The 12,024-nt window shown below is 71.4% G+C and carries 12 protein-coding genes; 7 read left to right on the top strand and 5 right to left on the bottom strand.

From position 1 onward, the window contains the following. Positions 1-5: 5 nt before the first annotated feature. On the bottom strand, positions 6-269 hold the full coding sequence (locus tag OG917_RS21825) for a hypothetical protein (protein ID WP_328319285.1): 264 nt from the start codon (positions 267-269) through the stop codon (positions 6-8). Between the two features lie 103 nt (positions 270-372). Here OG917_RS21825 and OG917_RS21830 point away from each other — a divergent pair, with 103 nt between their 5' ends. From OG917_RS21830 to OG917_RS21840, 3 genes are read left to right on the top strand one after another with little or no spacing between them, the layout of a single operon-like run. Beyond that, positions 373-1,203, top strand: coding sequence for a helix-turn-helix domain-containing protein (locus tag OG917_RS21830; protein ID WP_328319286.1), 831 nt, complete (start codon positions 373-375; stop codon positions 1,201-1,203). Further along, entirely contained in the window at positions 1,200-1,409 is a 210-nt protein-coding gene (locus OG917_RS21835; protein ID WP_328319287.1) for a DUF397 domain-containing protein, read from the top strand. Before OG917_RS21830 ends, OG917_RS21835 begins: the two co-directional genes overlap by 4 nt. 59 nt (positions 1,410-1,468) lie before the next feature. Then, positions 1,469-1,678: a DUF397 domain-containing protein gene (locus tag OG917_RS21840; RefSeq protein ID WP_328319288.1), complete on the top strand. Its 210-nt coding sequence runs from the start codon at positions 1,469-1,471 to the stop codon at positions 1,676-1,678. 92 nt (positions 1,679-1,770) lie between these two features. On the opposite strand, the gene OG917_RS21845 is transcribed toward OG917_RS21840, so the two are convergent. The 3 genes from OG917_RS21845 to OG917_RS21855 form a co-directional block, all read right to left on the bottom strand. After that, complete coding sequence (locus tag OG917_RS21845) at positions 1,771-3,429, bottom strand: phospho-sugar mutase (protein ID WP_328319289.1); 1,659 nt, start codon at positions 3,427-3,429, stop codon at positions 1,771-1,773. 165 nt (positions 3,430-3,594) lie between these two features. Then, on the bottom strand, positions 3,595-4,425 hold the full coding sequence (locus OG917_RS21850) for a purine-nucleoside phosphorylase (protein WP_328319290.1): 831 nt from the start codon (positions 4,423-4,425) through the stop codon (positions 3,595-3,597). Positions 4,426-4,560: 135 nt separating this feature from the next. After that, positions 4,561-4,998, bottom strand: coding sequence for a gamma-glutamylcyclotransferase (locus tag OG917_RS21855; protein WP_266853853.1), 438 nt, complete (start codon positions 4,996-4,998; stop codon positions 4,561-4,563). Between the two features lie 225 nt (positions 4,999-5,223). On the opposite strand from OG917_RS21855, the gene OG917_RS21860 reads away from it, so the two are divergent. Both OG917_RS21860 and OG917_RS21865 read left to right on the top strand, forming a co-directional pair. After that, on the top strand, positions 5,224-6,663 hold the full coding sequence (locus OG917_RS21860; protein ID WP_328319291.1) for an NAD(P)H-quinone dehydrogenase: 1,440 nt from the start codon (positions 5,224-5,226) through the stop codon (positions 6,661-6,663). Between the two features lie 171 nt (positions 6,664-6,834). After that, a complete protein-coding gene (locus OG917_RS21865) occupies positions 6,835-7,803 on the top strand; it encodes a DeoR/GlpR family DNA-binding transcription regulator (protein WP_328319292.1) in 969 nt (322 codons plus the stop codon). 179 nt (positions 7,804-7,982) lie between these two features. Here the strand turns inward: OG917_RS21865 and OG917_RS21870 are convergent, their stop codons facing one another. After that, positions 7,983-9,734, bottom strand: a complete 1,752-nt coding sequence (locus tag OG917_RS21870) for an acetyl/propionyl/methylcrotonyl-CoA carboxylase subunit alpha (protein ID WP_328319293.1) — start codon at positions 9,732-9,734, stop codon at positions 7,983-7,985. 465 nt (positions 9,735-10,199) lie between these two features. On the opposite strand from OG917_RS21870, the gene OG917_RS21875 reads away from it, so the two are divergent. Continuing rightward, positions 10,200-10,634 carry a hypothetical protein gene (locus OG917_RS21875; protein ID WP_328319294.1) on the top strand — a complete coding sequence of 145 codons (435 nt, stop codon included), beginning with the start codon at positions 10,200-10,202 and terminating at the stop codon, positions 10,632-10,634. 84 nt (positions 10,635-10,718) lie between these two features. Continuing rightward, the gene (locus OG917_RS21880) at positions 10,719-11,969 is read left to right on the top strand and encodes a carboxylesterase family protein (protein ID WP_328319295.1); all 1,251 of its coding nucleotides are present in this window, start codon (positions 10,719-10,721) and stop codon (positions 11,967-11,969) included. Positions 11,970-12,024: the final 55 nt, after the last annotated feature.

The following is a 12,024-nucleotide window of genomic DNA, read 5'->3' on the forward strand; positions in this document are numbered from 1 at the left end:
GGGCATCACCATGCGGGCCCCCTGCGGCTCCGGGCGTTGATCCGTGCGTTCTCCGCGGTCAGCCGTTCTGCGCTGGTCGGGGTCCGCACGTGCTCGGGGGCTGCCTCCCATTCGGGGCCGCCGCTGACCGGCCGCAGTGACCAGTACGGTCCGGCGAGCCCCCGGAACTCCCCGGTGCGGTTGCCGTGCCCCGTGTCGACCACGAGGGCGCCGAGAGCTGGGATGTGCGAAGGCCCCTGCCCATCGGGGGAGTTGATCTCTTCAGGCATCGCCACTCCTCTCCGTAGTCGTTCGACTACCAAGGTGGCCCAGCGTGGCCTACTCTCAAGAGACCTTCAAGCTCCGACTAGTTGAAAGAAAGTTCGGTGAAGTGTGCCCAACCGCAAGGAACTTGACCCAGAGCGGGGGCCGCGGGCTGCGTTTGGTGACCGTCTCCGCAGGCTGAGAGAGGAGCAAGGCTGGACCCAAGACGATTTGGCAGACCGCACGGGGTACTCGCCGTCGCATATTTCGGGGGTCGAAACTGGGGCTCGAAATCCAACTTCCAAGTTCACTGCGAGCGCGGACAAGGCGCTGGGCACCGGGGAAGCGCTCGTCCGACAGGGGGCAGCCGTCCGCGACTCCGCGATACTCGACGGCTTCCCGGAATTCGTCGGATTCGAGGGCAAGGCATTAGAGATCCGCCTGTTCGAGTTGGGGATCATCCCGGGGCTGCTCCAGACGTTGGAGTACGCCGCAGCCATCACCACGGGTGCCGTGCGACGCGGCGCGATCACGGAGCAGCAGGCAGACGAACGCCTCGCCCTGCTGGCCCGACGACAGCAGTCGATCGAGCGGACCCCGCCACCGCAGATCTACGTCCTGCTGGATGAGAGCTGCATCAGGCAACGGGTGGGCGGGCCCCGAGTCCTGGCAGGTCAGCTGGGCCACCTCTTGGAAATCGCGGATATGCCCAACACCGTTGTGCAGGTGGCCACCTATGAACTGGGCGAACGCCGCTCCTTCTATACCCCGGTCACGCTGGTCACCCTGCCCGACGGGTCCTGCATGGTCTATGCGGAGTCCGCGCACTCCGGCCGTTTGGAGCGGGATACACGCTTGGTTCGGCCGCTTTTCACGGCCTACCATCAGCTACAGGCTGAGGCGCTCTCACAGACCGAGTCCGTGGTCATGATCAGTCAGGTGAGAAAGGGCATTCTGTGACAACCGATTCGCTCCACTGGTTCAAGTCCTCCTACAGCGCCAACGGCGGCCAGTGCGTCGAGGTCGCCGGCGACCTGATCGACTCGCGCGGTGTGGTCCCTGTCCGTGACTCCAAGAACCCGGGCGGTCCCGTCCTGGACGTCTCCGCCGGTGCGTTCGCTTCCTTCGTGGCGGGTGTCAAGGCCGAAGACTCCGGGTCCGTCTGACGGCACGCCATGCAGACGGCATCCGTGTCCATGATCGAACAGGTACGAGAGGGCACCCCATGACGACCGACTCCCCCCGCTGGTTCACGTCCTCGTACAGCAACAACGGCGGCCAGTGCGTCGAGGTCGCCACCAACCTGGTCGCCTCGCGCGGCGTGGTTCCCGTCCGTGACTCCAAGAACCAGGCCGGACCTGTCCTGGACGTCACCGCTGCTTCGTTCGCCTGCTTCGTGGCGTGTGTCAAGGCCGGAGGGTTCAGCGCCGTCTGAGCGGCCGGCGCGGGCCGGCCGGCCCCGGGTCGCGAGCCGGCCACCGTTGCCCGGGGTGCGGGCCTCGCGGGCCCGCACCCCGGATGGCGTGGTTACAGCCCCGCCGCCCGCGACAGGTCCGCCTTGATCGCCGTCAGGATCTGGTCCGCCCGGGTCCTGGCCGCCGGGACGTCCCCGATGGCGGCCACCGGCAGGACCACCTCCAGGTAGCACTTGATCTTCGGCTCGGTACCGCTCGGGCGGACGATGACCCGGGCGCCCTCCAGCCGGTAGCGCAGGCCGTCCGTGGGCGGGAGCTGCTCCGAGCCCTCGGACAGGTCCTCGGCGCTCATGACCTTGAGGCCGGCGAGCTCCGCCGGGGGCTGTTCGCGCAGCCGCCGCATGGCGTTCGCGATCACCGAAAGGTCATCGACGCGCACCGAGAGCTGGTCCGTGGCGTGCAGTCCGTGCCGGACGGCCAGCTCGTCGAGCAGATCCGTCAGGGTGCGGCCCTCGGCCTTCAGTACCGAGGCCAGTTCGGCGACGAGCAGGGCCGCCGTGATGCCGTCCTTGTCGCGTACGCCGTCGGGGTCGACGCAGTAGCCGAGCGCCTCCTCGTACCCGTACCGCAGACCCTCGACGCGGGCGATCCACTTGAAGCCGGTCAGCGTCTCCTCGTACGGGAGGGACGCCGCCCCGGCGATCCGGCCGAGCAGTGACGACGACACGATCGACTCGGCGAAGGTGCCGGTCACCCCGCGGCGTACCAGGTGCGCGGCGAGCAGCGCGCCCAGTTCGTCGCCGCGCAGCATCCGCCAGTCACCCTCGTGCGGGACGGCCACCGCGCAGCGGTCCGCGTCGGGGTCGTTGGCGATGACGAGGTCGGGGGCGGTGCGGCGGGCGGTCGCGAAGGACAGGTCCATCGCGCCCGGCTCCTCCGGGTTGGGGAAGGCGACCGTCGGGAACGCCGGGTCGGGCTCGGCCTGCTCAGCGACGAGGACCGGCTCGGGGAAGCCCGCCCTGGCGAAGGCGGCGAGCAGGGTCTCCGTGCCGACGCCGTGCAGCGCCGTGTGGACGGTGCGCGCGGTGCGGGGGGACCCGGGGGTCAGTACGGCGTCCGTACGGGCCAGATAGGCCTCCAGGACCTCCTCGCCGAGGATCTCCCAGCCGCTCTCCGGCCGCGGTACGTCGCGCAGGCTCCGCACCGCGGCGATCTGCGCCGCGATCCCCGTGTCCGCGGGGGGCACGATCTGCGAGCCGTCGCCGAGATAGACCTTGTAGCCGTTGTCACGCGGCGGGTTGTGGCTCGCGGTGACCTCCACGCCCGCGACCGCGCCGAGGTGGCGGATGGCGAAGGCGAGGACCGGGGTGGGCAGCGGGCGCGGCAGCACGGCCGCGCGCAGACCGGCGCCGGTCATCACGGCCGCGGTGTCCCTGGCGAAGTCCGCGGACTTGTAGCGCGCGTCGTACCCGACGACGACCAGGCCGCCGGCCTGGCCCTGCGCCTTGAGGTACGCGGCGAGGCCGGCCGCGGCGCGTATGACGACGGCCCGGTTCATCCTCATCGGACCCGCGCCGAGCTCTCCGCGCAGGCCGGCCGTACCGAACTGGAGCGTGCCGCTGAAGCGGTCGGCCAGCTCGGCCATGGCGGTGGCGGCTCCGCCGGTGCCGTCCGTCGCGGCGTCGATGAGGTGCGCGAGCTCCTCACCGGTGTCGCTGTCGGGGTCCTCCGCCTGCCAGGTCTTGGCGCGGGTGATCAGGTCCTGCTGCACGGTGGTGGGCCTTTCTCGGGCGGCGGGCGCGTGGAGTGGTGTGGCTGGAGCGGTGCGGTGGCCGGCGCCGGGCGGGTGGCTGCCCCGCTGTGGGCTTCTCCCTCCCGGCCGCCCGGGGACGGTGGCCGGGGCCGGGGCCTTGGCCCCTGAGCCCCGGCCGGCGCGTCAGATCCGCTCCAGGACCTTCGAGAGCAGCTCTCCCATCCGCGCGGCCGAGTCGCGTCCGGCCTGCAGGACCTCTTCGTGGTTGAGCGGCTCGCCGCTCAGCCCGGCCGCCAGGTTCGTGACCAGCGAGATGCCGAGCACCTCGGCGCCTGCCTCGCGCGCGGCGATGGCTTCGAGCACCGTGGACATACCGACCAGGTCGCCGCCGAGCACCCGGACCATGTTGATCTCGGCGGGCGTCTCGTAGTGCGGGCCGGGGAACTGGACGTACACGCCCTCTTCCAGCGTGCTGTCGATCTCCTTGCAGAGCGCGCGCAGCCGCGGCGAGTACAGATCGGTGAGGTCGACGAAGTTCGCGCCGATGATCGGCGAGGTGGCCGTCAGATTGAGGTGGTCGCTGATCAGGACCGGCTGGCCGGGCCGCATGCCGGGGCGCAGGCCGCCGCAGCCGTTGGTCAGGACGATGGTCTTGCAGCCTGCCGCGACGGCGGTGCGCACCCCGTGCGAGACGGCGGCGACGCCGCGGCCCTCGTAGTAGTGGGTGCGGCCGAGGAAGACCAGCGCGCGCTTGCCGCCGACGGCGTACGAGCGGACGCGTCCGCCGTGGCCCTCGACGGCGGGCGGCGGGAACCCGGGCAGTTCGGTCACGGCGAAGTCGGCCACGGGCGTACCCAGCGCGTCGACTGCCGGTGCCCAGCCGGAGCCCATCACGAGGGCTACGTCATGGGTGTCGGCGCCGGTGAGTTCGCGCAGGCGCGTGGCGGCGGCGTCGGCGGCGACGATGGGGTTCTCGGCGGCGCCCTGGATGTCCGGGTTAACTGAAGCGTTCACGCCGAAGAGGGTAACCGTTCTGGGCCTACGCGCGTAGATGTCTTGGCCGACGGACTTCGGATCGTTGTCTTGTCGTTTCCGACGAACGCCCCGGAACGGGCCGTCCGCCCGGCAGCGCGGCCCCTCCCGCCGGCCTCAGCAGGGGCGCTTGCGCAGCTCCATCACATAGTCGTGCGGAGCTCCCGCGGACTCGGCCGCGTCGGCCAGCTCGCCCAGGTAGCGCGCCGACGGCAGTCCGCCCTCGTACCCGTTCAGTACGTAGATCCAGGCGGGCTCCTCGCCCTCCAGGGTGTCCACGCGGACGCGCATCCGCCGGTATATGTCGAGGCCGACGCCCTCCCAGCGGTCCATCGAGTCCTGGTCCATCGGCGCGATGTCGTACACGGCGACGAAGACCTGCGAGCGCGGGGCCTCCACCAGCGTGGCGAGCGCGCCCTCCCAGCCCATCTGCTCCCCGCCGAAGGTCAGCCGCCAGCCGTTGAGCCAGCCGGTGCCGCGCAGGGGGGAGTGCGGGGCGCGGCGACTCATCAGCCGCGCGTCGAGGTTGCCGGCGTACGCGGCGTAGAGCGACATGGTGTCGAGGGTACGACAGTGGCATTTCGGGGCCGGGTCGCCCGGCCCCGGCGGGCGGGTGGAAGGGCCGCCGCGCCGTCCCCGGGAAGCCGGGGGTGCCCCGGGGGTGAAGCATCCCGGAGAGTGCGGGACAATGAAGCACGTACTGCATTCCCCGGGGGCACCCCCCGGACCCCCGGCCGGGGCGGCAGTGCGGCCGGGGTGACAACGCGAGGCGGATTTTTCGTGACCCGGATCGTGATCATCGGCGGCGGACCAGGCGGATATGAGGCCGCACTGGTGGGCGCCCAGCTCGGCGCGGAGGTGACCGTCGTCGACTGCGACGGTCTCGGCGGGGCATCCGTGCTCACCGACTGCGTGCCCTCCAAGACTCTGATCGCCACGGCCGAGGTGATGACGACCTTCGACTCTTCGTACGAGGAGTTGGGCATCATCGTCGCCGACGACACCCCGCCGCTGGAACAGGCGGCCCGGGTGGTCGGCGTGGACCTCGGCAAGGTGAACCGGCGGGTGAAGCGCCTCGCGCTCGCCCAGTCGCACGACATCACCGCATCGGTCACCAGGGCCGGCGCCCGGGTGATGCGCGGGCGTGGCCGGCTCGTCGGGCAGCAGGCGATGGACGGCTCCCGCCAGGTGGCCGTCACAGCGGCCGACGGCACCGAGGAGATGCTGACGGCCGACGCCGTGCTGCTGGCGACCGGCGGCCACCCCCGGGAGATCCCGGACGCGCAGCCGGACGGCGAGCGCATCCTGAACTGGACGCAGGTGTACGACCTGGACGAGCTCCCCGAAGAGCTCATCGTGGTCGGCTCCGGCGTCACCGGTGCCGAGTTCGCGGGCGCCTACCAGGCGCTCGGCTCGCGGGTCACGCTGGTCTCCAGCCGGGACCGCGTGCTCCCCGGCGAGGACCCGGACGCGGCCGCCGTCCTGGAGGACGTCTTCCGCCGCCGGGGCATGAACGTGATGGCCCGCTCGCGCGCCGCCTCCGCCAAGAGGGTGGGCGACCGGGTCGAGGTCACGCTGGCCGACGGCCGGGTCATCTCCGGCACGCACTGCCTGATGGCGGTCGGCGCGATCCCCAACAGCGCGGGCATGGGCCTGGACGAGGCCGGGGTCCGGCTCAGGGAGTCGGGCCACATCTGGACCGACAAGGTCTCCCGCACGAGCGCCCCCGGCGTCTACGCGGCCGGTGACGTCACCGGGATCTTCGCTCTCGCCTCGGTCGCCGCCATGCAGGGCCGGATCGCGATGTACCACTTCCTCGGTGACGCGGTGCAGCCGCTGAACCTCAAGACGGTCTCCTCCAACGTCTTCACCGACCCGGAGATCGCCACGGTCGGTTACAGCCAGGCCGACGTCGACTCGGGCAAGATCGAGGCGCGCGCCGTCAAGCTCCCGCTGCTGCGCAACCCGCGCGCCAAGATGCAGGGGATCAGGGACGGCTTCGTCAAGATCTTCTGTCGTCCGGGTACCGGCATCGTGGTCGGGGGAGTGGTCGTGGCTCCCCGGGCCAGCGAGCTGATCCACCCGATCTCGATCGCGGTCGACAACAACCTCACGGTCGAGCAGATCGCGAACGCCTTCACGGTGTACCCGTCGCTCTCCGGCTCGATCGCCGAAGTGGCGCGGCAGCTGCACACACGGAAGACGGCCGGCGAGGGCTGACCCGCCCGACCTGGGGGACGGGCCCGCGGACCAGCTCCGCGGGCCCGTCCTGCGTACCGGCAAGCGCCAACTGCGCCCCATATACCACCTGCTGCCCCCACCTGTGCGCAACTTCTGTTTTTCGGCGCAAAGTGCTGAGAACTATCGGCCGGTCAGGTTACTGTCTGTTTCGTGTTCGCTGCTGAACGTCGCCAATTGATCCTTGAAATGGTGCGCGCCAACGGGGCTGTGTCGCTCCGGGAGCTCGCCCGTGTCGTCCAGACCTCCGAAGTGACCGTACGGCGGGACGTGCGGGCGCTGGAGGCGGAAGGACTCCTCGACCGCCGCCATGGCGGTGCGGTACTGCCGGGTGGTTTTACGCGAGAGTCCGGCTTCCCGCAGAAATCCCATCTCGCGACTGCGGAGAAGACGGCCATCGCCGATCTCGCCGCGGGGCTCGTCGAGGAGGGCGAAGCCATCGTGGTCGGTGCGGGGACGACCACCCAGGAGCTGGCCCGCCGGCTGGCCCGCGTCCCCGGCCTGACCGTGGTCACCAACTCGCTTCTGGTGGCCCAGGCGTTGGCGCATGCCAACCGGGTCGAGGTCGTCATGACCGGCGGCACGCTGCGCGGTTCCAACTACGCCCTGGTGGGCAGCGGTGCCGAGCAGTCCCTCCAGGGGCTGCGGGTCTCCCGTGCCTTCCTCTCGGGCAGCGGACTGACCGCCGAGCGCGGTCTCTCCACCTCCAACATGCTCTCGGCGAGCGTCGACCGGGCTCTGGTGCAGGCCGCCGCCGAGGTGGTGGTCCTCGCCGACCACACCAAGCTGGGCACCGACACCATGTTCCAGACGGTGCCGACGGATGTGATCACCCGGCTGGTCACCGACGAGCCACCGCCACAGGACGACCGCGCGGCAACGGAGTTGCAGGCGCTGGCCGATCAGGGTGTGCAGATCACGGTGGCCGGGCAGGGCGGCGGCCCGGTCTCCGGAGCGGGCGGGGAGAGCCCTTCCGCGGCTCGTCCGCCGCGCAGGGACATGCCGCTCCCCGGACAGCGGCGTACGCATCCGGGCGGGCCGGGGCCGCAGCCGTTGCGCAGCGCGGTCTCGCTCGCCGAGCAGCAACAGCAGGCGCGGGTGGCCGACATGCGACGCCGCTGACTCCTGTCCCACCCCTCCGCCGTGTGAACAACAATCCCGCGGGGCCGTACACCCGGAGCCTTCCCGGTCCCGCCTTGCCACGCGACGAGCCCCCGCCCGGTGTTGTCCGGACGGGGGCTCACGCAGGTCGGTGACGGGCCGGACCCGGGGCCGCCGCGGCGGCCCCGGGTCCGGCACCATCAGTCCTTGATCTCGCAGATCATGGCGCCCGACGAGAGGGAGGCGCCGACCTCGGCGGTGAGGCCCTTGATGGTGCCGGAGCGGTGCGCGTTGAGCGGCTGCTCCATCTTCATCGCCTCCAGGACGACGATGAGATCGCCCTCCTTGACCTCCTGGCCCTCCTCGACCGCGACCTTGACGATCGTGCCCTGCATCGGGGACGCGAGCGAGTCGCCCGACGCGGCGGAGCCGGACTTCTTCGCCGCCCGGCGCTTGGGCTTGGCGCCCGCGGCCAGACCGGTACGGGCCAGGGTCATCCCCAGCGAGGACGGCAGCGAGACCTCAAGGCGCTTGCCGCCGACCTCGACGACGATCGTCTCGCGTCCTGCCTCGTCCTCGTCCGTGTCGGACGCGGCGGCGAAGGCGGGAATCTCGTTGACGAACTCGGTCTCGATCCACCGGGTGTGCACCCGGAAGGGGGAGTCCGTGAAGGCGGGATCGGCGACGACCGCGCGGTGGAACGGGATGGCGGTGGCCATGCCCTCCACGGTGAACTCGTCCAGCGCGCGGGCGGCACGCTGCAGCGCCTGCTCGCGGGTGGCGCCGGTGACGATCAGCTTGGCGAGCAGCGAGTCCCACGCGGGGCCGATGACCGAGCCCGATTCGACGCCCGCGTCGAGGCGGACACCGGGGCCGGTCGGCGCCGCGAAGGTGGTGACGGTGCCGGGTGCGGGAAGGAAGCCGCGGCCCGGGTCCTCGCCGTTGATACGGAACTCGAAGGAGTGACCCCGCAACTGCGGGTCGCCGTAGCCGAGCTCCTCACCGTCGGCGATGCGGAACATCTCGCGGACCAGGTCGATGCCGGACACCTCTTCGGTGACCGGGTGCTCCACCTGGAGGCGGGTGTTGACCTCCAGGAAGGAGATCGTGCCGTCGACGCCCACCAGGAACTCGACCGTTCCCGCGCCGACGTAACCGGCCTCCTTGAGGATGGCCTTGGACGCCGCGTACAGCTCGGCGTTCTGCTTCTCGCTCAGGAAGGGGGCGGGAGCCTCCTCGACCAGCTTCTGGTGGCGGCGCTGGAGGGAGCAGTCGCGGGTGGAGACGACCACGACGTTGCCGTGCTGGTCGGCCAGGCACTGCGTCTCGACGTGCCGGGGCTTGTCGAGGTAGCGCTCGACGAAGCACTCGCCGCGGCCGAAGGCGGCGACGGCCTCGCGGACCGCGGAGTCGTAGAGCTCGGGGATCTCTTCGAGGGTGCGCGCGACCTTCAGGCCGCGACCGCCGCCACCGAAGGCGGCCTTGATGGCGACCGGCAGGCCGTTCTGCTCGGCGAACGCCACGACCTCGGCGGAGCCCTCGACGGGGTCGGGGGTGCCGGCGACGAGGGGGGCGCCCGCGCGCTGCGCGATGTGCCGGGCGGCGACCTTGTCGCCCAGGTCGCGGATGGCCTGCGGCGGCGGGCCGATCCAGGTGAGCCCGGCGTCGAGGACGGCCTGGGCGAATTCGGCGTTCTCGGAGAGGAAGCCGTATCCGGGGTGGATGGCGTCGGCGCCCGAATCCTTCGCTGCCTGGAGGACCTTGCCCATGTCCAGGTAGCTGGCAGCCGGGGTGTCACCGCCCAGGGCGAAGGCCTCGTCGGCCGCGCGTACGTGCAGTGCGTCCCGGTCCGGCTCGGCGTAGACGGCTACGCTCGTGATTCCGGCATCCCGGCAGGCCCGTGCGACGCGGACAGCGATCTCGCCACGGTTGGCGATGAGCACCTTGTGCACGATGGCTCCCTCCTTGCTGTGTTTTCCCCGCTCGCACCCGAGCCGGGTTACTCGGCAGGTCATCGTGCCGAAGAGTTCGCTGAAACATGCTGAGTTTAGGGACTGCCGACACCGTGTTTCGACCTGCCCCCATGGGTGAGCTTCCCCACACACGGTGTGACGCGAGCATCGGCGGTGCCGCGAATTCCCTTGTCACACCACGGTACGGAGGGTTTCCGGAACCCACAGTAGCCCCGCCATGTGGCTTAGGTCTCTGTCGGTCGGGACCGCTGCGGCTCGCGTTTCTTTGTTGAGTCCCTACGAAGGGACGGAAGATTCTTTGCCGTCCCTCCAGACCCCTTGTCCCGGCGAGTACCCATGAGTAGCCTGCGCGGTATCGCACGTACTTGCGGTAACAAGCGGTGATGGACCGGCCGACGGGGCCGGACGGCACCGCACTTGGGGTATTCGGACTGGGGGTGGCTCATGGCGCGCAGGCCGGTGGCCTTGGTGGCTGCGATCGTCCTCGTCCTGGAGGCCTTCGGGATCGCCTTCGTGAATCTGATACTCGGTAAGGTCGCCGACAACCAGAACATGTCCCTGGCGGGCCTCGACCCGAGCGCGATAAGCACCGGCTCCTGGGTGGCCGGGGGTGTCTTCGGCGCCTATCTGCTGCTCTGTGCGTTCTTCCCGCTGCGTGCCGCGCTCACGGACCACGCGCCCGGCCGCTTCGGCCGGATCCTGCTGATCACCTGCGCGGTGGTGCACGGCGTCCTGGGCGCGCTCACCCTTGGCCTGGTCGGCTGGCCGGCCTTCGTGGCGATGGTCGTGGTGCTCGGACTGATCGTCCTGACTCTCGTGGCGTACGACAGGACCCGCCCGGAGCCCCGGACGGCCGACGGCGCCCCCGCGGCGGCCTGACGTCCGGTCAGCAGCGCTCCTGGCGGAGACTGGGGCGGCGGGTCCCCCGGCGTCCGGCCGGTGACCGATCGCAGGAGGTACGGGATGACGGACCGCGGCGCGCGGACGACCGGGACCGAGCCGGTCCGTACGGGCCCCATCCGCTATGCGCGGGCCGAGCGCTTCGGACGGCCGCGCGCGGTGGCGGCGGGGGACACCCGCCCGTCCACCGGCGAGATCTGCCCGCAGCCGGCCTCCCGGCTCGACGCGGTGATGGGCCCGCCCCGCGACGACCTCCCCCAGGGCGAGGACTGCCTGCATCTGACCGTCACCACCCCGGCCGCGGACGGCGGGGCCCGCCCGGTGATGGTCTGGCTGCACGGCGGCGGGTTCAGCAGCGGCGCCGGGATCCTGGACTGGTACGACGGGGGCGCGCTCGCCGCACAGGGCGATGTGGTGGTCGTCGCGGTCAACTACCGCCTCGGTGCGCTGGGTTACCTCTGCCTCGACGGGGTCAGCGAGGGGAACCTCGGTCTGTACGACCAGCTCGAAGCGCTCCGGTGGGTGCGGGACCACATCGCCGGGTACGGCGGGGATCCCGGCCGCGTCACCGTCTTCGGCCAGTCGGCGGGCGGGATCTCGATCCGGCTGCTCATGGAGATGGACGAGGCGCGGGGGCTCTTCCACCGCGTGATCATGCAGAGCGCCCCTCTCTCGCTCACCGGGCGCTCCCGGGCGGACGCCGGCGCGCTCGGCCGGGTCTTCGCCGGTCACCTCGCGGCCCGGGGCAAGTCCCCGGCGGACGCGGACCACGCGGAGCTGCTGGACGCGCAGCGGGAGACGGCGGTGGCCCATCTGCTCAGGTCGGGCAGTGCCATGGAGCCTCCGTTCAGCCCCGTGGAGGGTGTGCTCGCCGGTGCGGCCCCCGGGAGGAACGTCCGCGGGCTCGACGTGCTGTACGGGTGGAACGCCGACGACATGACGTCCTTCCCCGGCCAGGAAGGGGATCCGGCGGAGCTCACCGCGCGGATGTACGCCGCCCCGCTCGCTGAGCTGGGCGGCGCGCTCGAACAGGCCGGTGCCCGCGTGCACGCCTACCGTCTCGACTGGCGCCCGGCGGGCTCGGCGCTCGGGGCGACGCACTGCCTCGAACTGCCGCTGCTGCTGGGTGGCAGGGCCGCCTGGGAAGGCGCGCCGATGCTGGGCAGCGCACCGTGGGAGGAGGTCGACGCGCTCGGCGCCGCACTGCGCGCCACCTGGCTCGGCTTCGTACGGACCGGGATCCCCGGCGCTGCGCCCCGGCAGCTGAGCTGCTCGGCCGGGCCCGTCCCGCCGGCCCGACCGCACCTGACCTGACCCGGCTGGCCCCGACCCGCAGCCCCGGGACCTGGCTCCCGGGCGCCGTTCAGAC

Origin of the sequence: Streptomyces sp. NBC_00388 (genome assembly GCF_036061255.1) — a bacterium.
Lineage (GTDB): Bacteria > Actinomycetota > Actinomycetes > Streptomycetales > Streptomycetaceae > Streptomyces.

Excerpts from the sequence above, each read along its gene's own strand:
- OG917_RS21825 (WP_328319285.1), bottom strand. The coding sequence starts at position 269 with ATGCCTGAAGAGATCAACTCCCCCGATGGGCAGGGGCCTTCGCACATC.
- OG917_RS21840 (WP_328319288.1), top strand. The coding sequence starts at position 1,469 with ATGACGACCGACTCCCCCCGCTGGTTCACGTCCTCGTACAGCAACAAC.
- OG917_RS21855 (WP_266853853.1), bottom strand. The coding sequence starts at position 4,998 with ATGTCGCTCTACGCCGCGTACGCCGGCAACCTCGACGCGCGGCTGATG.
- OG917_RS21875 (WP_328319294.1), top strand. The coding sequence starts at position 10,200 with ATGGCGCGCAGGCCGGTGGCCTTGGTGGCTGCGATCGTCCTCGTCCTG.
- OG917_RS21880 (WP_328319295.1), top strand. The coding sequence starts at position 10,719 with ATGACGGACCGCGGCGCGCGGACGACCGGGACCGAGCCGGTCCGTACG.